This window comes from Chitinimonas taiwanensis DSM 18899 (assembly GCF_900119825.1).
Classification (GTDB): Bacteria; Pseudomonadota; Gammaproteobacteria; order Burkholderiales; family Chitinimonadaceae; genus Chitinimonas; species Chitinimonas taiwanensis.
The window spans coordinates 52,274-76,541 of the sequence record NZ_FPKR01000014.1 but is presented as its reverse complement, the minus strand read 5'-3'; the positions used below and the strand labels follow the sequence as shown (position 1 = coordinate 76,541).

Annotated in this window: 27 protein-coding genes; 17 read left to right on the top strand and 10 right to left on the bottom strand. The window is 64.0% G+C overall.

Annotation, left to right across the window (positions count from 1 at the left end):
* The first annotated feature begins 10 nt into the window (after positions 1–10).
* Positions 11–1,420, top strand: coding sequence for a flagellar filament capping protein FliD (fliD, locus tag BT173_RS16575; RefSeq protein ID WP_072429789.1), 1,410 nt, complete (start codon positions 11–13; stop codon positions 1,418–1,420).
* Positions 1,421–1,493: 73 nt separating this feature from the next.
* On the opposite strand, the gene fabI is transcribed toward fliD, so the two are convergent.
* Positions 1,494–2,276, bottom strand: a complete 783-nt coding sequence (gene fabI / locus BT173_RS16570; protein ID WP_072429788.1) for an enoyl-ACP reductase FabI — start codon at positions 2,274–2,276, stop codon at positions 1,494–1,496.
* 179 nt (positions 2,277–2,455) lie between these two features.
* On the opposite strand from fabI, the gene BT173_RS16565 reads away from it, so the two are divergent.
* Positions 2,456–3,250, top strand: a complete 795-nt coding sequence (locus BT173_RS16565; RefSeq protein ID WP_072429787.1) for an oxygen-binding di-iron domain-containing protein — start codon at positions 2,456–2,458, stop codon at positions 3,248–3,250.
* 33 nt (positions 3,251–3,283) lie between these two features.
* Here the strand turns inward: BT173_RS16565 and BT173_RS16560 are convergent, their stop codons facing one another.
* The 4 genes from BT173_RS16560 to BT173_RS16545 all read right to left on the bottom strand — a co-directional run bounded on the left by BT173_RS16560 (position 3,284) and on the right by BT173_RS16545 (position 7,713).
* The gene (locus tag BT173_RS16560) at positions 3,284–4,000 is read right to left on the bottom strand and encodes a DUF481 domain-containing protein (protein ID WP_072429786.1); all 717 of its coding nucleotides are present in this window, start codon (positions 3,998–4,000) and stop codon (positions 3,284–3,286) included.
* Between the two features lie 143 nt (positions 4,001–4,143).
* A complete protein-coding gene (locus tag BT173_RS16555; protein ID WP_072429785.1) occupies positions 4,144–5,928 on the bottom strand; it encodes an acyl-CoA dehydrogenase C-terminal domain-containing protein in 1,785 nt (594 codons plus the stop codon).
* A 97-nt stretch (positions 5,929–6,025) separates the two neighbouring features.
* The gene (locus BT173_RS16550) at positions 6,026–6,961 is read right to left on the bottom strand and encodes an electron transfer flavoprotein subunit alpha/FixB family protein (RefSeq protein ID WP_072429784.1); all 936 of its coding nucleotides are present in this window, start codon (positions 6,959–6,961) and stop codon (positions 6,026–6,028) included.
* A gap of 2 nt (positions 6,962–6,963) precedes the next feature.
* Positions 6,964–7,713: an electron transfer flavoprotein subunit beta/FixA family protein gene (locus BT173_RS16545; RefSeq protein WP_072429783.1), complete on the bottom strand. Its 750-nt coding sequence runs from the start codon at positions 7,711–7,713 to the stop codon at positions 6,964–6,966.
* A gap of 283 nt (positions 7,714–7,996) precedes the next feature.
* Here BT173_RS16545 and BT173_RS16540 point away from each other — a divergent pair, with 283 nt between their 5' ends.
* From BT173_RS16540 to BT173_RS16485, 12 genes are all read left to right on the top strand, one after another.
* Positions 7,997–8,413, top strand: coding sequence for a MaoC family dehydratase (locus BT173_RS16540; RefSeq protein ID WP_072429782.1), 417 nt, complete (start codon positions 7,997–7,999; stop codon positions 8,411–8,413).
* 17 nt (positions 8,414–8,430) lie between these two features.
* Entirely contained in the window at positions 8,431–9,285 is an 855-nt protein-coding gene (purU, locus tag BT173_RS16535) for a formyltetrahydrofolate deformylase (RefSeq protein ID WP_072429781.1), read from the top strand.
* A 112-nt stretch (positions 9,286–9,397) separates the two neighbouring features.
* Positions 9,398–9,787, top strand: a complete 390-nt coding sequence (locus BT173_RS16530; RefSeq protein WP_072429780.1) for a pepsin/retropepsin-like aspartic protease family protein — start codon at positions 9,398–9,400, stop codon at positions 9,785–9,787.
* A gap of 54 nt (positions 9,788–9,841) precedes the next feature.
* Positions 9,842–10,441, top strand: a complete 600-nt coding sequence (locus BT173_RS16525) for a hypothetical protein (RefSeq protein WP_072429779.1) — start codon at positions 9,842–9,844, stop codon at positions 10,439–10,441.
* On the top strand, positions 10,441–11,649 hold the full coding sequence (gene gspF, locus BT173_RS16520) for a type II secretion system inner membrane protein GspF (protein WP_072429778.1): 1,209 nt from the start codon (positions 10,441–10,443) through the stop codon (positions 11,647–11,649). The genes BT173_RS16525 and gspF overlap by 1 nt, the downstream gene beginning before the upstream one ends.
* A gap of 39 nt (positions 11,650–11,688) precedes the next feature.
* Entirely contained in the window at positions 11,689–12,030 is a 342-nt protein-coding gene (locus BT173_RS16515; RefSeq protein WP_072429777.1) for a nucleotide pyrophosphohydrolase, read from the top strand.
* 16 nt (positions 12,031–12,046) lie between these two features.
* The gene (gene gspG, locus BT173_RS16510; protein WP_072429776.1) at positions 12,047–12,475 is read left to right on the top strand and encodes a type II secretion system major pseudopilin GspG; all 429 of its coding nucleotides are present in this window, start codon (positions 12,047–12,049) and stop codon (positions 12,473–12,475) included.
* 5 nt (positions 12,476–12,480) lie between these two features.
* On the top strand, positions 12,481–13,014 hold the full coding sequence (gene gspH, locus BT173_RS16505) for a type II secretion system minor pseudopilin GspH (protein ID WP_072429775.1): 534 nt from the start codon (positions 12,481–12,483) through the stop codon (positions 13,012–13,014).
* Positions 13,011–13,382: a type II secretion system minor pseudopilin GspI gene (gspI, locus tag BT173_RS16500; RefSeq protein ID WP_072429774.1), complete on the top strand. Its 372-nt coding sequence runs from the start codon at positions 13,011–13,013 to the stop codon at positions 13,380–13,382. Before gspH ends, gspI begins: the two co-directional genes overlap by 4 nt.
* Positions 13,369–13,965, top strand: a complete 597-nt coding sequence (gspJ, locus tag BT173_RS16495) for a type II secretion system minor pseudopilin GspJ (protein ID WP_072429773.1) — start codon at positions 13,369–13,371, stop codon at positions 13,963–13,965. The genes gspI and gspJ overlap by 14 nt, the downstream gene beginning before the upstream one ends.
* Complete coding sequence (gspK, locus tag BT173_RS16490; RefSeq protein WP_072429772.1) at positions 13,962–14,888, top strand: type II secretion system minor pseudopilin GspK; 927 nt, start codon at positions 13,962–13,964, stop codon at positions 14,886–14,888. The genes gspJ and gspK overlap by 4 nt, the downstream gene beginning before the upstream one ends.
* A gap of 66 nt (positions 14,889–14,954) precedes the next feature.
* Positions 14,955–15,686 carry a substrate-binding periplasmic protein gene (locus tag BT173_RS16485; RefSeq protein ID WP_084658769.1) on the top strand — a complete coding sequence of 244 codons (732 nt, stop codon included), beginning with the start codon at positions 14,955–14,957 and terminating at the stop codon, positions 15,684–15,686.
* A 53-nt stretch (positions 15,687–15,739) separates the two neighbouring features.
* On the opposite strand, the gene BT173_RS16480 is transcribed toward BT173_RS16485, so the two are convergent.
* The 5 genes from BT173_RS16480 to dapC all read right to left on the bottom strand — a co-directional run bounded on the left by BT173_RS16480 (position 15,740) and on the right by dapC (position 21,276).
* Positions 15,740–17,110, bottom strand: coding sequence for a phosphomannomutase/phosphoglucomutase (locus BT173_RS16480; RefSeq protein WP_072429770.1), 1,371 nt, complete (start codon positions 17,108–17,110; stop codon positions 15,740–15,742).
* Between the two features lie 80 nt (positions 17,111–17,190).
* The gene (locus tag BT173_RS16475; protein ID WP_072429769.1) at positions 17,191–18,795 is read right to left on the bottom strand and encodes a GGDEF domain-containing response regulator; all 1,605 of its coding nucleotides are present in this window, start codon (positions 18,793–18,795) and stop codon (positions 17,191–17,193) included.
* Between the two features lie 88 nt (positions 18,796–18,883).
* Positions 18,884–19,708 carry a 2,3,4,5-tetrahydropyridine-2,6-dicarboxylate N-succinyltransferase gene (gene dapD, locus BT173_RS16470; RefSeq protein WP_072429768.1) on the bottom strand — a complete coding sequence of 275 codons (825 nt, stop codon included), beginning with the start codon at positions 19,706–19,708 and terminating at the stop codon, positions 18,884–18,886.
* 25 nt (positions 19,709–19,733) lie between these two features.
* The gene (locus BT173_RS16465; RefSeq protein ID WP_072429767.1) at positions 19,734–20,078 is read right to left on the bottom strand and encodes an antibiotic biosynthesis monooxygenase family protein; all 345 of its coding nucleotides are present in this window, start codon (positions 20,076–20,078) and stop codon (positions 19,734–19,736) included.
* 4 nt (positions 20,079–20,082) lie between these two features.
* Positions 20,083–21,276, bottom strand: coding sequence for a succinyldiaminopimelate transaminase (gene dapC, locus BT173_RS16460; RefSeq protein WP_072429766.1), 1,194 nt, complete (start codon positions 21,274–21,276; stop codon positions 20,083–20,085).
* Between the two features lie 174 nt (positions 21,277–21,450).
* On the opposite strand from dapC, the gene BT173_RS16455 reads away from it, so the two are divergent.
* From BT173_RS16455 to yoaA, 3 genes are all read left to right on the top strand, one after another.
* Positions 21,451–21,810, top strand: coding sequence for a hypothetical protein (locus BT173_RS16455; RefSeq protein WP_072429765.1), 360 nt, complete (start codon positions 21,451–21,453; stop codon positions 21,808–21,810).
* 81 nt (positions 21,811–21,891) lie between these two features.
* Positions 21,892–22,083: a YjfB family protein gene (locus BT173_RS16450; protein WP_072429764.1), complete on the top strand. Its 192-nt coding sequence runs from the start codon at positions 21,892–21,894 to the stop codon at positions 22,081–22,083.
* Between the two features lie 130 nt (positions 22,084–22,213).
* Positions 22,214–24,262 carry a DNA repair helicase YoaA gene (gene yoaA, locus BT173_RS16445; protein ID WP_217651496.1) on the top strand — a complete coding sequence of 683 codons (2,049 nt, stop codon included), beginning with the start codon at positions 22,214–22,216 and terminating at the stop codon, positions 24,260–24,262.
* Positions 24,263–24,268: the final 6 nt, after the last annotated feature.

Sequence of the window (24,268 nt, the reverse complement as noted above, 5' to 3'; positions counted from 1 at the left end):
GGAGCGTGTCATGAACCTCTACAACATCGCCAACTCACTCAGTCAAAGCTACGGCGCCCTGGCCGGGCTGGATGCGGGCCGCCAGGTCACGGGCATCGGCGCTTTGCGCAATGGTACGCCAGGCCAGGGTCTGAGCGTAGCCGAGCGTTTCCGCCTGCCCAGCTCCACCAGTGTCAGCCTGTCCGAGCGTGGCCGCCTGCAGTCGGCCCTGTCCGATCTGAAAAGCACAGCCAGCGCACTCAACAGCGCCGACAAGGTGGCTGCCGGCCGGGCCAGTTCCGACAACCCGGCCATCAGCGCGCGCGTGCTCAGCGGCGACAAGGCGCGCGCCGCCAAGCTGCCAGACGAGCTGGAGCTCAATGTCAGCCAGCTCGCGCAAAGCCAGCAGCTGCGCAGCCAGGCCTTTGCCGACAAGGACAGCAGCATTGTCGGCACCGGCAGCCTGCGCATCGAGTTCGGTCGCTTCAATAGCGCCAGCAATACCTTCCAGTCGAATCAGCGCGCTGCGCGTAGTGTGAGCATCAGTGCGGGGGACGGCACGCTGAGCGGCATCGCCAATGCGCTGAATCGCGCCGATGTGGGCCTGAAGGCCAGTGTGGAAGACGATAACGGCAGCTTCCGGCTTCAGATCAGCGCGACGCAGACCGGTGCGGCCAACGCCTTCCGCATCAGCGTCAGCGATAGCGATGGCAATAACCGCGACAATGGCCTGGGCCTGTCGCGGCTGGCCTTTGATCCGGGCGAGGTGCCGAACAGTGGCCGTAATCTGCAGCAGACCCGCAATGCGCAGGATGCCGAGCTGACCGTGGATGGGCGCAATGTGGTCAGCGCCAGCAATCAGATCGATACCGCGCTGGAGGGCGTGCGTATCGAGGCGCGCGAGACCGGTACGGCGCGCCTGAGCTTGGCGCGCGATGCGCAGCAGCTGGAGCGTAGTGCACGGTCGCTGGTGGATGGCTTGAATCGCTTCGAGCAGCAGGTAACGCAGGAGGGCAGTGGCAGTGCCCGCCTGGCCAGCCAGCTGCGCACCGCGCTCGACAAGGTGGAGAGTGGTAGCGGGCGCGAGCGCCTCGATCTGGCGCAGATCGGCATCAGCCGCTCGCGTACCGGTCAGCTGGAGCTGAATGAGGACAAGCTCCAGCAGGCCTTCAGCGCCGATGCGGAGCGGGTCAGTGCACTGCTTGGCCAGGCGGCCAGCACGGTGGAGAGCGTGAGCAGCACGGCGCTGCAAAGCCGTGAATTCGGCCAGGGCGAGCGCTTCAGCATTGCCAGCCGCAACGGGGACAATCCCTATCTGGCGCAGGCACGCCTGCAGCAGTTCCAGAGCCGTGCGGCGCAGCAGCCGACCCTGCTCAGCTATTCACCGACCACCCAGAATCTGTATGGACTGTCACAGTATCTGTCGATAGCCGGGCTGTGAGCGGTCCGCCGCGTTCGCCATGCAAAACGCCCGGTCTATACCGGGCGTTTTTTGTTGACCTGCTTGGGGCTGCTTATTCGCCCATGCCGGCCGCTACTGTGCTGTAGCCATTGTCCACATGCATGATCTCGGCGGTGATGGCCGAGGACAGCGGTGAGAGCAGGAAGGCCGCTACATTGCCGACTTCCTCGATGGTCACATTGCGCTTGAGCGGCGCCGACTCTTCCACATGGTGGAGGATCTTGGAGAAGCCGGAGATGCCGGCGGCGGCCAAGGTCTTGATCGGGCCGGCCGAGATGCCGTTCACGCGTATGCCCTGCGCACCGAGCGCGGAGGCCATATAGCGCACATTCGCTTCCAGGCTGGCCTTGGCCAGACCCATCACATTGTAGTTGGGCACGGCACGCTCGGCGCCCAGGTAGCTGAGCGTCAGCAGCGAGGCATCGGCTGCCAGCTGGCCGCGCAGGGCCTTGGCCAGGGCGGCAAAGCTGTAGCTGCTGATGTCATGTGCGATCTGGAATGCTTCGCGGCTGACCGATTCCAGATAGTCGCCGGACAGTGCTTCGCGCGGGGCGAAGCCGATCGAGTGCACGACGCCATCGACCTTGTCCCAGTGCTGGCCGAGTTCGGCCGCCATGGCATTGATCTCTTCATCCGAGCCGACATCGCAGCGCAGCACGATATCGCTGCCGAACTCGCGCGCCATATCGACCACGCGGTCCTTGAGCTTGTCGTTCACATAGGTAAAGGCCAGGGTGGCGCCTTCACGCTTGCAGGCCGCGGCAATGCCGTAGGCGATGGAACGGTTGGACAGGAGGCCGGTAATCAGAATCTTTTTGTCGGCGAGAAAACCCATTTGCTTGCTTCCTTCACTTGGGGAAGCGCTGATTGTAGCCGGCCGATCCGGCGCGGCCAATCAAGGATTGTCGGTCAAACGCTTGATTTGGCCTGCCTCGTGGGCAGGTTTGCGCTAAGTCAATACGCCCTTCGGACTAGTGCGTTAGCGTGCGCGTTTTTGCTGCAAAGGCACTAGTCATGGCCATTTCCCTGTTCGATGACGGCGTACACCGTTGCTTGATGTTCGCCGATCTGGTGGACGATGATGAGGACCACGCGGTCCAGGCCAACCAGTTCCTGATTGTCTCTGGGCGCGAAGGCGCGCTGATCGACCCAGCTGGCAATATGACTTACAACGCGCTGATCATGACCATGGCGCGCTTCTTTCCGGCGCGCGAGCTCAAATACATCCTGGCCTCGCATGCCGACCCGGACATCATTGCCTCGCTGAACAAATGGCTGGTCAGCACCGATTGCCAGCTAGTGGTATCCAAGCTGTGGTCGCGCTTCGTGCCGCATTTCTGCAGTGTGGGTAATTCGGCTGGGCGGATCATCGGCGTGCCGGACGAAGGCAGCTGGATCAAGCTGGGCGAGAGCCGTATCGCGGCGGTGCCCGCGCATTTCCTGCATGCCGAGGGCAATTTCCATTTCTACGACCCGAAGTCGCGCATCCTGTTCTCTGGCGATATGGGTGCGTCCATGGTTCAGCACGAGGCGGTCGAGACACCGATCTCCAGCGTGGCCGACTTCAACAAGCATATCGCCAGCATGGAAGGCTTCCATCGCCGTTATATGGTGGCCAATAAGGTGTGCCGGCTGTGGGCAGGCATGGTGCGGCCCATGGTCGAGCGCGGCGAGATCGTGATGATGGTGCCGCAGCACGGGCGCTATTTCGTCGGCAAGACGGTCTTGCTGGCCTTCCTGGACTGGATCGAGGCCTTGGCCTGCGGCATCGACCGCTTCGACGAAGGCCATTACCGCATGCCGGTCTAGGCGCGCACTGGGCGCCTTGCCGTGGGTGGGCGCTCAGAAGCTATAGGCGACTGATAGCCGACTCTCGGTATCGAGGTGGCTGCTGTCTACTTCCACCGGCTGGCTATAGGTGAGCGTCAGGCGTGCGCGCAGCGACAGGCGCTCGCTCAGCTTCTGCTTCAGGCCGAACTCCGCCTCGGCCTGCTCTTCGTGCCGGCTACGCTCCAGCGCCAGGGTCTGGAAGGCGCTGAGGCCGGTGCCCAGCGGATAGTCGAGCCGATTACGCACCACCCACAGTACGGCGCTCTGGCGCCGCCCATCCTGATAGCGGGACTGCCGGCCACCAAGGCCGGTTTCAAAGCGCAGTTCGCCCGCACCCAGGCCAAAACCGCCCGCGCCTATGCCCGCCGTGGCCGAGGCGCGACTACGCAGGTACTCGAGCTGATCGTGCTTGTACTCGGGGTCGACGAAGGTATACAGGCGCTCTGCCTCATCCCACCATTCGAATTTGGGCGAGATCAAGTAGCGATCACGCACTTTCTCCATGTCCTCGCCCTCGCGGTCGTGGCGCACCTCGACCTGCAGACTGGCGCGCTTGTGATTGGCGCGCCGCTCGAGCTCGCTATCCAGTTCCCAGGCCAGTTCGCGGCTGCTGCCGGTGGCATAGCGCGCGCTGACATCGAAATCGCCACGCCATTCCGCTGCCTGGGCCAGCGCAAGTGCGCTGCTCAGGCTCAGGCATAGACAGGGGAGGAGGAACGGCGGGTGCATGGCGAAGATCGATGGGGTGAAATGGAGCGGCAGCCTAGCGCAAATAGCCCAGGTCGCCAATGTGGGTATTGCAGCGGCCGCGCTGAGGCTGGGCGTAAAAAAAGCCACCCGCGGGTGGCTTTTCCATGTGGCGGCTGAGGGACTTAGAACGCTTCGTCCGGCAGGGCCATCACGCTGGCAGCGCCATTCAGGATGGCGGCGGCCAGGCCACCGGTCTGCGGCAGCAGGTGGTCGGCGTAGAAGCGCGCGGTGATCAGCTTGGCTTCGAAGAAGGCGGCATCGCCTTCGCCATCGGCCAGCTTCTGCTTGGCGACCAGAGCGGCGCGACCAAGCTGCCAGCCGCCGAGCACGATGCCCATCAGCTTGAGGAAGGGCACCGAGCCTGCGGCCACGGCGCGCGGCTGCTCGCCGAACTGACCGACCACATAATCGGTCGTGCTGCGTGCATGGACGAGGGCGGCGTTCAGGGCATCGCCCATCTCGGCCAGGCCGGCTGCCTTCAGTTTGCCAGCCACCGCTTCGGCCTCACCCAGCAGGGCCTTGGCGGTCATGCCGCGCTCCATGGCGGTCTTGCGACCGATCAGGTCCAGCGCCTGGATGCCGGTGGTGCCTTCATAGATGGCGGTGATGCGCGCGTCGCGCAGATGCTGGGCGGCGCCGGTTTCTTCGATAAAGCCCATGCCGCCGTGGATCTGCACGCCCAGCGAGGCAATCTCGTTCACCTGCTCGGTATTCCAGCCCTTCACGATCGGGATCAGGAAATTGACCACAGCCTGCCACTTGGCCTTTTCGTTCGCGTCGGGGTGGCTGCCAGCCTTGTCGAGCGCGGCACCGGTGAAGTAGGTGAGCGCGCGCTGCGCTTCGATCTGCGCCTTCATGGTCATCAGCATGCGGCGGATATCCGGGTGCTTGATGATGGCCACCGGGGCCGGATCATCGGACCCCAGTTCACGCGATTGCACGCGGTCCTTCGCATACCAGACGGCTTGCTGGTAGGCGCGCTCGGCAATCGCCATGCCTTCCACGCCTACACCGAGGCGAGCGGCATTCATCATGGTGAACATATAGCTGAGGCCCTTATTGGCTTCGCCCACCAGATAACCGATCGCGCCGCCCTGGTCGCCATAGCTCATCACGCAGGTGGGCGAGGCATGGATGCCGAGCTTGTGTTCGATCGACACGCACTTCACATCATTGCGTGCACCGAGCGAGCCATCGGCATTGACGAGGAACTTCGGCACCACGAACAGGGAAATCCCCTTCACGCCGGCTGGGGCGTCGGGCAGGCGGGCTAGCACCAGGTGGACGATGTTCTCCACCATATCGTGCTCACCCCAGGTGATGAAGATCTTCTGGCCGGAGATCTTGTAGGTGCCGTCGCCCACCGGCACGGCCTTGCTACGCACCTGGGCCAGGTCGGAGCCGGCTTGCGGCTCAGTCAGATTCATCGTGCCGGTCCATTCGCCCGAGGCCATCTTGGGCAGGTAGGTGGCCTTGATTTCGTCCGAAGCGTGGTGGGACAGCGCCTCGAGCGCGCCCAGGGTCAGCAAGGGGCACAGGCTGAAAGCCACGTTCGACGCGCACCACAGCTCTTCGGTGGCCATCGATACCAGGCCCGGCATGCCCTGGCCGCCATACTCGGGCGACACGCCCAGGCTGACCCAGCCATTCTCGGCAAACTGCTGGTAGGCCGCCTTGAAGCCTGGTGCCGTCGTGACCACGCCATCGTTGAGCTTATTGCCGTGCTGGTCGCCGATCTTGTTCAGCGGGGCAATCACGTTCTCGGCCAGCTTGGCCGCCTCTTCCACGATGGCATCGACCAGCTCAGGGTTCACATCTTCATTGCCGGGCAGGGCGGCCACTTCGTTCAGGCCAGCCAGCTCATTGAGTACAAAACGGATATCGGCAATAGGGGCGCGGTAGGTCATGGCTATCTCCATTGAAACGCTTGAATTCGAGCGCTTGCTTGATTGTTGGGGCTGAAAAAACGGCCACCGTGGTGACCGTTTTAGTGCATGGCGACGCTTATTTATTCAGTTCGGCGATCAGCTCGGGCACGGCGGTGAACAGATCGGCCACCAGACCATAGTCGGCCACCTGGAAGATCGGGGCTTCCTCGTCCTTATTGATGGCGACGATGACCTTGGAGTCCTTCATGCCGGCCAGGTGCTGGATGGCACCCGAAATGCCGACCGCGATGTAGAGCTGCGGCGCGACGATCTTGCCGGTCTGACCGACTTGGTAGTCGTTCGGTGCATAGCCGGCATCGACCGCGGCACGCGAGGCACCGATGGCGGCACCGAGCTTGTCCGCCAGCGGCTCGAGCACGGCGTGGAACTGCTCGCTGGAGGCCAGCGCACGGCCGCCCGAGACGATGATCTTGGCCGCGGCGAGTTCGGGGCGGCTTGAGACGGTCAGCTCAGCGCCGACGAAACTCGACTTGCCGGCGTCAGTGCCAGCGCCCACGTTCTCAATTGCGGCTGCGCCGCTTTCGGCTACCGCATCGAAGGCGGTGGTCCGCACGGTCAGCACCTTGATGGCGTCCGACGATTGCACGGTGGCGATCACATTGCCGGCATAGATCGGGCGCACGAAGGTGTCGTTGGACACCACGTCGATCACATCGGACACCTGGGCCACATCGAGCAAGGCGGCCACGCGCGGTGCCAGGTTCTTGCCGCTGGTGGTGGCCGGAGCCAGCACATGGCTGTAGGACTTGGCCAGATCCACGACTACCGGGGCCAGGTTCTCGGCCAGGCCGTGGGCGAGGTGGGCGCCATCGGCGACCAGAACCTTGCTCACGCCGGCCAGCTTGGCGGCAGCTTGCGCGGCGGCAGCGGCATTGTGGCCGGCGACCAGCACATGGATATCGCCACCGATCTTGGCGGCGGCGCTAACGGTATTGTGGGTGGCGGACTTCAGCGAAGCGTTGTCGTGTTCCGCGATAACCAGGATTGCCATGATCAGATCACCTTCGCTTCATTCTTCAGTTTGGCTACCAGCTCGGCCACCGAGCCCACCTTGATGCCTGCGCTGCGCACGGCCGGTTCGGCCACTTTCAGCGTCTTCAGGCGCGGCGCCGGGTCCACGCCCAGGTCGGCCGGAGACAGCTTGTCGAGCGGTTTCTTCTTGGCGGCCATGATATTGGGCAGCTTCACATAGCGCGGCTCGTTCAGGCGCAGGTCGGTGGTGATGATGGCAGGCAGGCTCAGGGCAACGGTTTCCAGGCCACCGTCGATTTCGCGTGTGACATTCACCTTGTCGCCAGCCACGTCTACCTTGGAGGCAAAGGTGCCTTGCGGGGCGTTCAAGAGCGCAGCCAGCATCTGGCCGGTCTGGTTCGCGTCGTCATCAATCGCCTGCTTGCCCAGAATGATCAGCTGCGGCGCTTCCTTGTCGGCCACAGCCTTCAAGAGCTTGGCCACGGCCAGGGGTTGCAGTTCGGCATCGGTCTCCACATGGATGGCGCGATCGGCACCCATGGCCAATGCAGTACGCAGGGTTTCCTCGCATTGCTTGACACCCAGCGACACGGCGACGATTTCAGTGGCCTTGCCGGCTTCCTTCAGACGCACGGCTTCTTCCACCGCGATTTCGTCAAAGGGGTTCATCGACATCTTGACGTTGGCGATATCGACATCGCTGCCGTCGGCTTTGACTCGGACTTTGACGTTGTAATCAACAACGCGCTTCACTGCGACCAGGATTTTCAAAACGGCCTCCGCTGGGGGTCGGATTAGGAATTTTGTGCTTACGTGACGTGAACGTAAGGGGGCCTGCAGCATAGCACCGGCCGGGGTGGCGCGTCACCGCGCTGTCATTTGGCCGCGCGATGCTGGAGGCTGCGCATGCAGCAACTTAGCACCGAATATTTGATTAAAACAAGCGTTTGATTTGTGATTGTGGGCGTGATGCGACAAGCGTGCGCCTTGCCTTGCGGGCCTGCGCTTTGCCAGAATCAGCCTCCCGCCGCATTCATACAAGGAATCGCGCAGCATGACGGTCTACTTCGACGAGATTACCCTCGGTCAGACAGCCTCCTTCCGCAAGACGGTTACCGAGGCTGACGTCGTGCTATTCGCCGGCATTACCGGCGACCACAACCCGGTGCATACCGACGAGGAATATGCACGTACTACGCCGTTTGGCCGACGCATCGCGCATGGCCTCTTGACGTCCAGCCTGGTCTCCACCGTGCTGGGCAACCAGCTGCCGGGGCCAGGGACCATTTATCTCTCGCAAAGCCTGCGCTTTATGGCGCCGGTATTCATTGGCGATACCGTCACGGCCAGCGTGGAAGTGACCGCCCTCGATCCGCTCAAGCAGCGGGTGACCCTGGCCACGCGCTGCCGGGTGGGCGAGCGCACCGTGCTGGAGGGCGAGGCGTTGGTCAAGGCGCCCAGCCGCATCTGATTCAATCGAAAGCCTGCATGAAAAACACTGCCACCCTGCTGATTTCCTGCCCGGACCGCAAAGGTCTGGTCGCGGCGATTGCCAATTTTCTCTACACCTATAACGCCAATATCCTGCATGCCGACCAGCATCAGGACGACGATGCCGATCTGTTTCTGATGCGCATCGAGTGGGACCTCGAGGGCTTCGCACTGGATATGGGCGCCTTCGAGGCCGCGTTTGCGCCGATTGCCGAGCGTTTCGGCATGGCATGGAAGCTCAAGCTGTCGCGCCAGAAGCCGCGGATGGCGATCTTCGTCTCCAAATACGACCACTGCCTGGTCGACCTGCTGCATCGCTGGCACACCGGTGAGCTGGCCTGCGAGATTCCGCTCATCATTGCCAACCATGATGATTGCCGCCGCATCGCCGAGTTCTACGGCATCCCCTTCCATGTGATTGCGGTGAACAAGGACAATAAGGCCGAGGCCGAGGCCCAGCAGCAGGCGCTGTTGCGCGCCAACCAGGTCGATCTGATCGTGCTGGCCCGCTATATGCAGGTGCTATCGCAGGATTTCAGCAGCCTGTATCGCCAGCGCATCATCAATATCCACCACAGCTTCCTGCCCGCCTTCGAAGGGGCCAAGCCTTACCACCGCGCCCATGCACGCGGGGTGAAGCTGATCGGCGCCACCAGCCACTATGTGACCGAAATCCTCGACGATGGTCCCATCATCGAGCAGGACGTCACGCGCATCTCGCATCGCGAGACAGTCGACGATCTGGTTCAGAAGGGACGCGACCTCGAGCGCATCGTGCTCAGCCGCGCGGTGCGCTGGCATCTCGACCACCGCGTGCTCGTCTATGGTCACAAGACGGTGGTGTTCGACTGAGCGCAGCCTGTTAGCGATGGCAAGGCTTTGTAAACATTGATTGCAAAGTCTGGGTTCTGGCGTGGCGGCGGCGCAGAATGACCAGGTGCCAACCTCTTGTGGGAGTGATGCCATGTCTTATGCCTTGCCTATCAGCCTGAGCCTTGCCACGCTTGCCCTGGCAGGCTGTGCCAGCTTTACCGATACCAATACCAGCTTGCTGGATGGCAAGCGCGAGTTTGGCCGGGCGGAAATGCATACCTACCCGGTTCAGATATTGGCCGTCGATGGCGAGTATGTGATCGACCCCTGGCTGCCGCGCGTGCAGCCCGGCCAGCATACCTTGCGGGTCAGCGCGCCACCGGCTACGCCCTTCCATGATTCGGTTGTCATGGACGTGCCGTTTACCGTAGAAGCCTGCAAGCGCTACTATCTGGTCGCCAAACGCGACAACCCGCTGCGGCAGGCTTTCGAGCTGGTGGTGCAACATAGTGAAGCACGCCCCGATTGCCGCGTGGGTTGAGGATCCCGACTAGCCCTGGGGCCGCCAACAGGCGGCCTTATTGTTTTGAAGCCCATGCCGCCGATTATTCTGGATGCCATCGATGTAGCCCGTTTCCGGGTCAAAGCCCTTAGCCACTATGCCTACGAGTGGTGGCAGCCCGTCCTGCTGCTGACCGCGCTGGCCGGCCTGCCTATCTTGATTGCCCTGCTGGGTGGCGGCGTTGCCACGCGCCAGCTGCTCCCGGCGGTGCTGACCTGGGTGCAGGTGTTGCTATTCACCCTGTTCTCCGGCTGGTGGCTCAAGCGCTATCCGGGCGAGCGCCCGGCTGGCTCGCTGTTCCCGCTGGTCGTGCTGGCCAGCTGCGCCCAGCTCAGCAGCCTCTTGCTGGTCCTGGTGCCTGGCGTGCTGCAGCTGCCCGCCTTCATGCTGCTGCTGTTCTATCAGTTCGCCGTGCTGGTCAATGCGCTGGCCAAGACCAATGGCGTGCCGGCCAAGCATATGGTGAACGGCCTGTTTGTCTTCGTGCTGTTTGTGCTGGTGCTGTGCGTGTTCCTGTCGATACTGCTGGCGATGTTGGGCGTGGAGCCGGCCAAGCTGGCGGAAGTCCTGCTGGGTGTGCCTGCACAGGGCACGCCGTCTGCCGCCCCTGCCACCGTGCCGAGCCCGCGCTGATGGCCGGTTTTCGCTACCAATGCTTGGATGCGGCCGGCAAGCAGGCCGATGGGGTGGTCGAGGCCGATAATGCCCGCCTGGCGCGCGCCAAGCTGCGCGAGCAGGGCCTGTGGGTACTCGATATGCAGGAGCTGGCCGAGGGCGATGCCCAGGGCAAGCGTAGCCGTAGCGGTGGCGTGTCCACTGCGGAACTGGCGCTGATCACCCGCCAGTTCGCTACCTTGCTGGATGCCGGCCTGACCATAGAACGTGCGCTGACCGTGCTGATCGAACAGGCCGAGAATCTGCGCCTGCGCGATGTGCTGGCCGGGGTGCGCAGCGAGGTGCTGGCCGGCTCCGCCATGTCGGTGGCGCTGGCGCGTCACCCGCGTGTGTTTCCCGAGCTGTATCGCACCATCGTGCGGGCCGGCGAAGAGTCGGGCAAGGCGGCCGGGGTAATGGCGCGCCTGGCCGACTATATCGAGGCACGCCAGGCGCTCAGCGCCAAGGTGGCGCTGGCCTTTGTCTATCCGGCCGTGGTGCTGTCGGTGTCGCTGCTGGTCATCGTTGGCATGCTGTGGTGGGTGGTGCCGCAGATGGTCGGTGTGTTCCAGTCTTCCAAGCAGGAACTGCCGCTGCTGACCCGTGCGCTGCTGGCCATCTCGGCTGGTATCCGTGAATACGGCTTGATCGGTTTTATCGTGCTGGGTCTGGCCGGTGCCGGCTTTGCCCGTGCCCTGAAGAACCCGGCTTTCCGCCTGCGTCTGGATGCCTGGCTGTTACGTCTGCCCTTGTTCGGTCGGCTGAACAAGGCCAGCAATACCGCGCGCCTCGCCAGCACGCTGTCCATCCTGGTCGGCAGCGGTGTGCCGCTGCTGAAGGCCATGGAGGCGGCGGCCGGGGTGGTGGAGAACCTGGTGCTGCGCGGTGCGGTCAGCAATGCCGCGCGTGATGTGCGCGAAGGCGCGCCGCTCTCCAAGGCCTTGGACCGCCAGAAACTGTTTCCGCCCGTGCTGGTGCACCTGATCGCCAGCGGCGAGGCCAGCGGTCGGCTGGAGGACATGCTCGACAAGGCGGCGCGCCAGCAGGCCGGCGAGCTCGAACAGCGCGTGGCCACCTTCACCAGCCTGCTTGGCCCGGTGATGGTGCTGCTGATGGGCGTGGCCGTGCTCTTGATCGTGCTGGCCATCCTGCTGCCGGTGTTTGAAATGAACCAGCTGGTCAAATAACCGCCACGGCGCTTTTCCGGAAAGTGATATTCCTTCGTCATGCAAGATCAGTACACTAGCGTCGCCGAGCTAAAGGCGGCCATTGCCGACTTTGCCGCCGCGCGCGATTGGCAGCCCTTTCATACGGGCAAAAATCTGGCCATGAGCATTGCCATCGAGGCGGCTGAGCTGATGGAGCATTTTCAGTGGTCGCCGCCTGCGCCTGAAGCTGTCGATCAGGCCGCGGTGGCCGAGGAACTGGCCGATGTGCTCATGTATGCGCTGGCCTTTGCCAACAGCCTCGATATCGACGTGGCAGCGGCCATTCGTGCCAAGCTGGCCAAGAACGAAACCCGCTTTCCGGTGTCTGCCGGCAAGGCTTCCGACAACAAGACCGTTTAAGTAGAAAGGCAAACCAATGAACCTCAAACAGCGCGCCCAGCGCGGCTTTACCCTGATCGAAATCCTGGTGGTGATCGCCATCCTGGCCATTCTCGGCGCCCTGGTGGTGCCCAAGATCATGAGCCGCCCCGACGAAGCGCGCGTGGTGGCCGCCAAGCAGGATGTTCAGGCCCTGGTGCAGTCGCTCAAGCTCTACAAGCTCGATAACGGTGTCTACCCGAGCACCGAGCAAGGCCTGAAGGCGCTGGTGGAAAAGCCCACCGCCGGCCAGATTCCCGGCAACTGGAAGTCCTATCTGGACAAGCTACCGAATGATCCCTGGGGCAATGCCTACGTCTATCTGAACCCCGGCATCAAGAGCGAAATCGATGTGATGAGCTATGGCGCCGACGGCCAGGCCGGCGGTGAAGGCCACGCGGCCGATATCGGTTCCTGGCTGCTGTAAGCCGTATGGCTGCTCGCCTGCGTACCCAGCTTGGCTTCACCCTGATCGAGATCCTGGTGGTGATGGCCATCGTCGGCATCGTGGTGGCGCTGGCGGCGGTACGCTTTGGCATGTCGGATGTGGACACGTTGCAGCGCGAGGCCGAGCGTCTGTCGCTGCTGTTGGAAACCGCGCGCGATGAGGCGATTGGCCTGGGCCAGCCCATCGGCTTTAGCGCACAGGCCGGCACCTACCGCTTCTGGCAGCAGGATGCGCAAGGTGCGTGGCAGGCGCTGGACAAGAACGAGGCGCTGCGCGTACGTGAACTGCCCACGCCTGTGCAGCTGGAAGATATCCGCGTCAATCTGGCGCCCTTGCCGCCCGATGCGCGCGTAGTGTTCTCGCCTTCGGGCGTGAATGCGCCGTTCAGCCTGCTGCTGCGTGCCGGCCAGGATAAGCGCCTGCTGAGCGCCGATCCGCTCGGGCGGCTGGTGGTCAGCGACCCGGTTGCCGTGGCGGCCGCTGCTGCGCAAGCGCCGCAGGCGACGGGCCAGCCATGAGGCCTGCGCGCGGCTTCACCCTGATCGAGGTACTGATCGCTCTGGCCGTGCTCGGTATTGCCCTGGCGGCGGCGGTACGCGCCACCCTGACGGTCAGCGAAGGCTCGCTGGTCCTGCATCGCCATCTGGCCGGTGGCTGGGTCGCGCAGAACCGCCTGAATAGCTATGCGGCCAAGGACATGTTTCCCGACACCGGCGTCAATGAAGGCCGTGAGCAGCAGGCTGGGCTGGATTTCGCCTGGCGTGAAACGGTGTCGGAAACCCCGAACAAATCCTTCCGCCGCGTCGAGATCCGCGTGTTCGAACCTGGCAAGCCCGAGCATGCCGATATCGTGCTGATTGGTTATGTGGCCAATGTTCCGCGCTAACCTTAGCCTGCGCCGCGCGGCCGGCTTCACCCTGATCGAGATCCTGATCGCGCTGGCGGTATTCAGCGTGCTGGCGGTGATTGCCTATCAGGGCGTGGCGCGCATGGCCACTACCAAGCAGGTGATGGACGCCGACAATCGCAAATGGCGCGAGTTGACCGTGGCCCTGGCCCGCTTCGACGAAGATTTTTCCCAGGTGGCCAACCGGCAGTGGATGGATGAGGGCGGCACCACCCAGGCGCCGGTGCGCGGCAGCGCGGGCGCCATCGATGCGAATGGCGCGCAGCTCGAGCTGGTGCGCTTCGATGGTGGGCAGCTGGTGCACCTTGGCTACCGCTTGCGCGAGGGCACGCTGGAACTGCTGCTCTGGCCCACGCTGGACCTGGCGCCGCGTAGCGCCCCGACCGCCTTGCCGCTGCTGGAAAAAGTCGCCAGCTTCCAGGTGCGCTTCCTCGATGCCGGCGGCCAATGGCAGCTGGCCTGGCCGCAGGGCCCGAGCGCCGGGCAATTGCCGCGCGGCGTGGAGCTGGTGCTGACCTTGCAGAGCGGCGAAACCATCACCCGTTTGTTCGTGCTGCCATGACCCGTCTCGCTCGCCAACGCGGCATTGCCATCATTACCGCCGTGGCCGTGGCTGCCCTGGTGGCGGCCATTGCCGGGGCGATGGCCTTCCGCCACAGCCTGTGGCTGCGCCAGGTGGAAAACCAGCATGACCTGATCCAGGCGCGCGGCGTGGCACGCGCGGCAGTCAATCTGAGCCGGCTGACCCTGCGTGGCGATGCGCGCGAGAATAATTACGACGCGGCCAACGAGGCCTGGGCGATCCCGATTCCCAATCTGCCGGTCGAGCAGGGCAGTGCGGGTGGTGCGATCTACGACGCGCAGGGCCGCTTCAATCTGAACAATCTGCTGCGCGATGGCGCGGTCAGCGAGCCCGATCTGCGCGCCTTCAAGACCCTGCTGGAAGGCGAGGGCCTGTCGCCTGACCTGGCCAATGCGGTGCTCGACTGGCTGGATGCTGATTCGGAAACCCGCTATCCGGGCGGGGCGGAAGACCGCGAGTACCTGGCCGAGACCCCGGCGCGGCGCACGGCCAACCGCCTGCTGTTCGACCTGGACGAGCTGCGTCAGGTGCGCGGCTTCACGGCCGAGAGCGTGGAGAAGCTGCGTCCCTTGCTGATCGCCCTGCCGCGCACCAGCAAGATCAATGTGAATTTCGCACCGGCCGCGGTCATGGCCGCGCTGTTGCCCGGCCTCGACAAGAGCCAGGCCGATGCGCTGGTACGCGAACGCGTTACGGCACCGTTCCAGACCATCGATGCCTTCCGCGATGCGCTGCCCGAGAGCGTGCGCAACGAGAATCTGCCCAATGTGGCCGATGTGCGCAGCGAGTATTTTCTTAGCGAGGTCGATGCCCGTTTCGGTCGCGTCACGATTGCCTATCGCGCCTTGCTGGAACGCAATGGTGACCAGGTACCGCGCGTGATCTGGCTGCGCCGGCGCTAGAAAGGGCTTGCGGCGCGCCGCCCAGGCGCTACATTCCAAGCTCCCACCCCATCTCGGACGAGGCGAATGACACGGCTAGGCAGCGGATTCCTGTGTGGCTTGTACGGTTTGAGCTTGCTGGCGCAGGCATCCGAGCCCGACAAGCTGCTGCATGTGGTCGGTGACCATGCGCCGCCTTTTCGCATCGTGGTGCAGGGCAATTGCAGCGGCATCTACTGCGATGTGATGCAGGCCCTGGCCAAGCGCAGTGGCTACCGCCTGAAGTTCAGCGAGGTGCCGCCCAAGCGGGCGCTGATGATGATGGAGCAGGGCCAGGCCGACCTGATGCTGGGCCCGAACCGCAGCAGCGAGCGTGAGCAGTTCATGCACTATCTGCACGCGAGCTTCCCGCCCGCCAACAAGGCCTTCTACGTGCGGCCGGGTGGGGCGAATATCCAGCGCTATGAGGATCTGGATGGCCTGCTGGTCTCAGTGGAAGCGGGCAAGAAATTCTTCGACCAGTTCGATGCGGATACCCGGATGCGGCGCGATCTGTGCAATGACTCACTGACCGCCTTGCGCAAGGTGGCCGCCGCGCGCAGTGATGTAGCGTTATTGCCCGAGCAGGAAGGTGACTGGCTGCTGCGCCGCGAGGGCTTGGCCTTGCAGAAGGCGAGCTGGGTGGTGGCGGGCAAGCCGTCCTATATCGCCTTCTCGCGCCGCTCGGCCCAGCAGGATGCCATTCCGGCGCTGGAAGCGGCCTTCCTGGCCATGCAGGCCGATGGCAGCCTTCAGGCGATTCTGGCGCGCTACCGCTAGCGGATGCGCTGATCAGCTCATCCTCCTGCGCCGCTTTAAACCCTGGCCAGCGTTCAGAACGGTAGCGGGTTGGCGATGGCCTTGCTGAGCAGCTTGCGGAATTCGGCCTGGATGCGCTTGAGCGCCTTGCTGTCGTCGCCCTCGAAGCGCAGTACCAGGCTGGGCGTGGTGTTTGACGCACGCAGAAGGCCGAAGCCGTCCTCGTATTCGACCCGCAACCCATCGAGTGTGATCAGTTCGGCATCCTTGAAATGCGCGCCCTGTTTGAGGCGTTCGATCAGCGCCTGCGCCTCGCCCTCGGCCATATCAATCTGCAGCTCGGGCGTGCTGGCCCCCTGCGGCAGGCGTTTGAGCAGCTCACTCGGGTCATCGACCTGGGAGAGGATTTCCAACAGGCGGGCGCCCGCGTAGATGCCGTCGTCAAAGCCATACCAGCGCTCGGCGAAGAACAGATGGCCGGACAGCTCGCCGCCGACCAGCGCGCCGGTCTCCTTCATCTTGGCCTTCATATAGCTGTGGCCGGTGCGTGCCATCACCGCCTTGCCCTTGTTCTGCTTGACCCAGGGCACCAAGAGGCGGCTCGACTTCACGTCGTAGACGATCTTGCCGCCTGGCTGGCGGCTCAGTGCATCGGCCGCGAACAGCATCAGCAGCCTATCGGGATAGATGATCTCGCCATCCTTACACACCACACCGAGTCGGTCGGCATCGCCGTCGAAAGCGAGGCCGAATTCGGCATCGGTCAGCGCCAGTGCCTGGCTCAGATCCTGCAGATTGGCCGGTTTGGCCGGGTCGGGATGGTGATGGGGGAAGCGGCCGTCCACCTCGCAGAACAGCTCGCGCACGCGGCAGCCGAGGCGCCGGTACAGCACCGGCGCAATCGGCCCGCCTGCGCCATTGCCGGCGTCCACCACCACGCTGACACGGCGGTGCAGCTTGATATCGGCTGTGATGCGCTGGTAGTAGGCCTCGCGCACATCGGCCTGGCTGTAGCTACCGACACCGGCCGCCAGCTCGCCTGCCGCGATGCGCGCGCGCAGGGCCTGGATGGCCGTACCGGCCAGCGTCTCGCCGCCGAGCATGATCTTGACCCCGTTGTAATCGGGCGGGTTATGGCTGCCGGTCAGCATCACGCCGGACAGGGTTTCCAGCTGGTGGGCGGCGAACCAGACCAGGGGCGTGGGTACGAGGCCGATATCGATGACCGCCACGCCGCTAGCCAATAGGCCCTCGCATAGTGCGGCTGCCAGGGCCGGGCTGGACAGGCGGCCATCGCGGCCGAGCACCAGGCGGGTCTGCTGGCGTGCCAGCGCCTCGCTGCCGATGGCGCGGCCGATCAGGAACAGGGTCGGGGCGTCGAGCTCCTTGCCGACCAGGCCGCGGATGTCGTAAGCCTTGAAAATCTGGGCGGGGAGTGCGTGCATGGCTGTGGCGGTCTTCCGCGTTAAGTGGCTTGGCTGACCCGGCTTGGACCGCCCGGGGTGGGTTGGGTGCCCGACGGTGCTCAGTCTTGCGTGACGATGCGATCACGCCCGGCGCGTTTGGCCTGGTAGAGCGCCTCGTCGGCGGCCTTCACCAGCGCTTCGCCATGGCTGATATGGGGAAAGCTGGCAATGCCGCAGGAGAAGGTGGTGTTGAACCAGCTGCCGCCGAAGGGATGGCGGATCTGGGCAAAGTCGTGGCGGATGCGGTCAAGCACCTGCAGGGCCTGTGCGCTGCTGGCGCCGGGCAAGGCGACCATGAATTCCTCACCGCCGTAGCGGCCGACGATATCGGTCTTGCGCAGGCGCTGCTTGAGCAGCCAGGCCAGGCTGCGGATGATCTGGTCGCCGACCGGGTGGCCGTAGTTGTCATTGACCTTCTTGAAGTGATCGATATCGATCATCGCGGCGGCCAGTGGCACATGCTCGGCCGCGGCGGTGCCCAGTGCGCTGTCGAGGCGCTGCTTGGAGCTGGTGTGATTGAGCAGGCCGGTCAGGCTGTCGTGGAACATCGAGCGACGCAGCGCGCGGTAGCGCTCGATCTTGCTTTTCACGATGGCATTCAGGATGACCGGGTTGAAGGGCTTGGTCAGAAAGTGATCGCCGCCCAGCCGCAGCGCGTCGATCTGCAGCGCCACATCGGTCTCGCCTGACAGGTAAACGATGGGAATGGACAGGAATTCGGCATGCTGGCGTATCACCCGCGCCGCCTCCACGCCGGTGCAGCCTGGCATATACATATCCATCAGGATCAGGTCGGGCTGGTAGCGGTGCAGGGTGGTCAGCACATCGCGCGGATGGGCGATGGCCAGGCTTTCCACGCCGCTCTCGTTCAGGCTGCGCTGGATCAGCTTAGTGGCGGTCAGCGAGTCTTCTACCACCAGCACGCGGTAGGGGTCTTCCTCCTCGCTGCCATTCAGTTCGAGGATCTTGCCCATCACCGTCGTCTGCGGCGTGCCCTGCGGGAAGCAGAAATCGCAGCCGGCCGACAGCGCGAGCTGCAGGCTGGCGAAATCACTCGGCACACACAGGGCAATCAGCTTGCTGGCGGCAAAGCGCTGGCGCAGTGCACGCAGATGCTCGGTCCATTGGGCGGCGTCCAGGCCTTGGGTGTCGAACAGCACGATAAACGGCTCATCGCGCTGATCGGGCTGGGCGGTGGGCGGGTGCTGCTCGACATCGATGCCGAAGTAACCGAGCTGCAGCATCAGCTCCTGCCATTGCGATACCTGCTGGCCCACATACCAGATGCGCCGCGCCGGGCCGAGATCGCTGTCCGAACCCGGTACTTCGCCGGCACGCCGGTCGGGCAGCGGGTGGCTGCTCTGGCTGATATAGGCGGCAATGCGTTGCAGCAGGCCTTGCAGACGGTCGTCCAGCGCGCCGAGTTCGGTCGGTGCAATCGGGTGGCTGAGTTCGTCGCCGAACAGGCCAAGCGCCTGCTGCTCAAGATCGCGCGCGGTCTGGTGCAGGCCAGACAGGCCCTTGGCCTGCAGAAATTCGGCAAAGCTGGACTGGGTGATCGCGAATTCGACGAATTGCTCGAAGCCCGGCCGGGCGCGATAGGCCTGCCAGGTCGTGCGTAGCACGTCGGCTTTCTTCTGCAGTTCGGCAGTGGGGCAGGACATGGTCGGGCCGAGGAAAAAAACGCAGCGAGTCTAGCACGCCAGCCAGGGCGGCCGTTGCATCAGACCGCCCTGGCTGGCACCGGGTCTATCAGATACCGCGCAGCAACTCGTTGATACCGACCTTGCCGCGGGTCTTGGCATCCACCTTCTTCACGATCACCGCGCAGTAGAGGCTGTACTTACCGTCGGCGCTGGGCAGATTGCCGCTCACCACTACCGAGCCTGCGGGTACGCGGCCGTAGGTGACTTCGCCGGTTTCGCGGTCGTAAATCTTGGTGCTTTGGCCGATGTAGACGCCCATCGAGATCACTGCGCCTTCTTCCACGATCACGCCTTCGACGATTTCCGAGCGCGCGCCGATAAAGCAGTTGTCTTCGATGATGGTGGGGCTGGCTTGTAAGGGTTCGAGCACGCCGCCGATGCCGACGCCGCCGCTTAGGTGCACATTCTTGCCGATCTGCGCGCAGGAGCCGACCGTGGCCCAGGTGTCGACCATGGTGCCTTCATCGACATAGGCGCCGATATTCACATAGGACGGCATCAGCACCGCATTCTTGGCGATGAAGCTGCCGCGGCGTGCCATGGCGGGCGGCACCACGCGGAAGCCGGCGGCGCGAAAGTCGGCCTCGCGCCAGTTGGCGAACTTGCTGTCCACCTTGTCGAAGAAGCGGGTTTCGCCGCCGTCCATCAGCTTGTTGTCATTGGCGCGGAAGGACAGCAGCACCGCCTTCTTCAGCCATTCGTTGACCACCCACTGGCCGTCCTTCTTTTCGGCCACGCGGTATTCGCCGCGATCAAGGCCAAGAATGGCGGCTTCGACCGCATCGCGCACCTCGGCGCTGATCCTGGCCGGGGTGATCTCGGCGCGGTTTTCGAAGGCGGTTTCGATGATGGATTGCAGTTGCTGGCTCATGGCGGGGCTTTCGCTGGGTTGGGGTTCAGGCCGATGCTGGGGCGTCGGCCGCTTTGATTCGGGTCGGGTGGGCAATCTGCCCATCGCCGTAGCTGTGCAGCACCTGGGCAATAATGACCTGATAGCCGCTCAGCCACTGGCTGTACTGACGTTTGGCTTCCAGGTGGCGCGGGTGCTGCATCAGGGCGTGCAGGCCGGCTTCGCTGGACCAGTAATAGACATTGGCGATGCGGCCACTCTTCGGGTCTTCCCAGGCTTCCTCGCCCAGATAACCGTCGGTCTGGCGCGCAGCGGCGGCGATCTCGGCGTCGAGCGTATGAAAGGCCGCATCGAACTGCAGCGTATCGAAAATAAAGGTCGCGCTATACATGGCGTCAGTCGGAGAAGGCCGCAATGCGCTGTGCGCCTTCAATGCAATCTGCCAGCGGCGCCACCAGCGCGATGCGGATGCGTCCGGCGCCCGGATTGCTGCCGTGGGCCTCGCGTGCCAGATAGGAGCCGGGCAGCACGGTCACGCGGCAGTGTGCATATAGATCGCGACAGAAGGCCACATCATTGCCCTGATAGCGCGCCGGCACCTGGGCCCACAGATAAAAGGCGGCATCCGGCCACTCGGCCGCCAGCGGGCCGGCCAAGAGCGGCACCACCGCCTCGAACTTGGCCCGGTACTCGGCGCGGTTGGCCTCTACATGCGCTTCATCACGCCAGGCGGCTGCGCTGGCTGCCTGCACGGTGGCCGACATGGCCGAGCCATGATAGGTGCGATAGAGCAGGAAGCCGGCCAGGATGGCGGCATCGCCGGCCACGAAACCCGAACGCAGGCCGGGCGCGTTCGAGCGTTTGGACAGGCTGGAGAACACCACTAGGCGCGTGTAATCGCGCCCGAGCTGGCGCGCGGCTTGCAGGCCGCCCAGGGGGGGCGTGTCGAACCAGATTTCCGAATAGCATTCGTCGCTGGCGATCACGAAACCGTAACGGTCGGACAGCGCGAACAGCTGGCGCCAGTCGTCCAGGTTCATCACTGCGCCGGTTGGATTGCCGGGCGAGCAGACGAAGACCAGCTGGGTGCGCTGCCAGATCGCCTCGGGCACGCTGGCCCAGTCGGGCTGAAAGCGCTGCGCCGCGTCGCAGTTCAGGTAATACGGTTCGGCGCCGGCCAGCAGGGCCGCGCCTTCGTAGATCTGATAGAAGGGATTGGGCGAGATCACCACCGGCTTCGCGCCGCCACTGGGATCAATCACGGCTTGCACAAAGCTGAATAGTGCTTCACGGCTGCCATTGACCGGCAGCACCTCGCGCTCGGCGTCGGGGCGGGCAATGTCATAGCGCTGCGCGAGCCAGTCGGCTATCGCGCCGCGCAGCGCTGGGGAGCCGAGCGTGGCAGGGTACTGGGCCAGGCCGGCGAAATTGGCGCTCAGCGCGTCCTTAATCAGCTGCGGGGTCGGGTGTTTGGGCTCGCCGATGGACAGGTCGATTGCGCGCAGATCGGCACTGGGCACGACGGGGCCGAGCAGGGCCTTCAGGCGTTGGAACGGATAGGGCTGCAGGCGGTCTAGCAGGGGGTTCACGGCGGCTCGCAAGCTGGCTGGCGGGAAAGCGCCCGATTATAGGGAGCTTTGCCGCACTGCAAAACAAAGCCTGCGGCATGAGCTTAGTACCGTTAAAATGCGCGCCTCTTTTTGCGCCGCCACCCCAGGTGTTCGCGGCGCCGCTTTGCCCCTATTCGCAGAATGCTGGAATCCATGTCGACCTCCCTGTCCCGCCTCTATCGCCTTGGCCTGCCGCTCTTGCTGGCCGGCCTGCTGCCCTTGTTCGCTCTGGCAGAAGAGACCTTGCCGATTGCGCAGCCGCCGGCCGTGCAAGTCGTACCCGCTGCCACCGTCAATGCCATCGATACCCCGCTGCCAGGCGATACGCCGGCCGCCGCTGAGCCGGTTGGCCGGCCGCGCGTGGCAGCTTCTAGTAAGAACACGCGTGGCAAGGTGCTCAGCAAGCGCGGCAAGAACAGCAAGGCCAAGGCCGGTAAACGCAGTGTGAGTAAGAAGAAAGCCGTTGGCAGCAAGGCCAAGTCGAGTAAATCACTCAAGAAAAAACGCAAATAGCCGATAGACTGGAACTGTCTCGCAGAAGACTCGTATCAAAGCGATCAGTTTGCGTGCAGTTTCAGCCTTGAAAGGAAAAGCATGGATATTTCCAGTGTTGCCAATGCGGCGTCCAACGCCACTGCGGCCAGTACCCAGGCCACGGCATCGATCCTGATGCTGCGCAAGGCCATGGATATCCAGTCGCAGAATGCCATGACCCTGCTGCAAGCCTTGCCGCAGCCCGCCAGCAATCCGCCCAATCTGGGCAATGTGATTGATGTGCGCGCCTAGGCCAGACGCAATCAGCCATTGAACGCCGCTCCAGCCGGGGCGGCGTTTTTCATTCCCGCCCCGGCCGGCGGCCGTGCAGGCCGCCCATGCTAGAATCCGCCGGTTTTTTCTACCCAGCTGGCCCGCCCTTGTGATCACCCTCGCCGATGTCTTCTCCGAAGGCGGCCTGTTTGCCCAGGCCATGCCCGGCTATCGTCCCCGTGCCCAGCAGGTGGAGATGGCCGAAGCGGTGCAGCGCGCGATACGCGACAAGAAGCCGCTGATCGCCGAGGCCGGCACCGGCACCGGAAAGACCTATGCCTATCTGGTGCCGGCGCTCCTGTCGGGCGGCAAGGTCATTGTGTCGACCGGCACCAAGACCTTGCAGGACCAGCTATTCCACCGCGATCTGCCCAAGGTGCGCGCCGCGCTCAAGGTGCCAGTGACTACCGCCCTGCTCAAGGGACGTGCCAACTATGTGTGCCGCTACCATCTGGAGCGCGCGATGCATGAGGGACGTTTTGCGCGTAAGGAAGAGGTGGCCCAGCTGCATGCGATTGTGCGCTTTGCCGCCACTTCGCCCGATGGCGACAAATCGGGTTGCTCGGCGGTGCCCGAATCCTCGCCGGTCTGGCAACAGGCGGTGTCCACACGCGAGAACTGCCTGGGTTCCGACTGCCCGAACTACCAGGATTGCTTCGTGCTGCAGGCGCGCCGCCAGGCGCTCGATGCCGACGTGGTGGTGGTCAACCATCATCTGTTCTTCGCCGATGTGTGGCTGAAGGACGAGGGCGCCGGCGAGCTGCTGCCGCGCTGCAATACCGTGATCTTTGACGAAGCGCACCAGCTGCCCGAGGTGGCCAGCCTGTTCTTTGGCGAAACCGTGTCTTCCGGCGCGCTGCTGGAACTGGCGCGCGATAGCCGCGCCGAGGCGCTGGCAGCCGCCAAGGATTTCGTCCATCTGCCGGCCGCCGCGCTGGCGCTGGACAAGGCGGTGCGCGATCTGCGCCTGGTGTTCGGCCAAGATACGCTGCGCGCGCCTCAGCATGCGCTGGCCGAGAATCTGGAATTCCATGCCGCACTGGCCGTGCTGGACGAGGCCCTGGGTGCCCTGTCAGAACGGCTGGCCGACCAGGCCGAGCGCTCGGAAGGCCTGGAAAACTGCCGTCGTCGCGCGGCCGAGCAGTTGTCCACCCTGCGCCTGTGGATCAGTGGTGCCGCGCGTGGCGAGCAGGCGGCCAATCCGATGGCTGAAGTCGCTAGCGGTGAAGCGGCCAAGCCGGTGCGCAGCAAGGACCCTTTTGACGACGCGGTGTTCTGGCTTGAAGTCGGCGCGCATGGCTTCCAGCTCAATGCCACCCCGCTGGATATCGCCCGCCTGTTCGCGCGCCAGATGAGCGGCGAGCGCGCCTGGGTGTTCACCTCGGCCACCCTGGCCATGAATGGCAACTTCAACCATTACGCGCACGAGATGGGCCTGTGGGATGCCGAGCAGGCGGCCTGGGAGTCGCCGTTTGCCTACAAGCAGCAGGCGGTGCTGTATGTGCCGCAGGGCCTGCCCGACCCGAATAGCCGCGATTACACCGCCCAGGTGGTGGAAAAGGCGTTGCCCCTGCTCAAACTCTCGCAAGGGCGCGCCTTCCTGTTGTTCACCAGCTTGCGCGCGATGCGCGAGGCTTATGATCTCCTGCAGGCGCGCCTGCCGGCCATGGGCCTGTCTTATCCGCTGCTCTTGCAGGGCGAGGGTACGCGTACCGAGTTGCTTGAGCGCTTCCGTACCCTGCCTAATGCGGTGCTGGTGGCCAGCCAGACCTTCTGGGAGGGTATCGATGTGAAGGGCGAGCAGCTGCAGCTGGTGGTGATCGACAAGCTGCCGTTTGCCGCGCCCGATGACCCGGTGCTGGCGGCGCGTATCGAAAAGATCAATAAGGCCGGGCGAAATGCCTTTATGGAGTATCAGTTGCCGCGCGCAGCGATTACCCTGAAGCAGGGCGCCGGACGGCTGATCCGTGACGAGGGCGACCGGGGCGTGCTGATGATTGCCGACCCCCGCCTGGTGGAAAAACCGTATGGCAAGCGCATCTGGCAGGCTCTGCCGCCGATGCGGCGCACGCGCGAACTTGCCGTTGTCGAACAATTCTTCCGTACTGCTGAACATGGCCAAACGCCGAACACACCGCAAACCCCGCCGGCAGACTAATTCCGG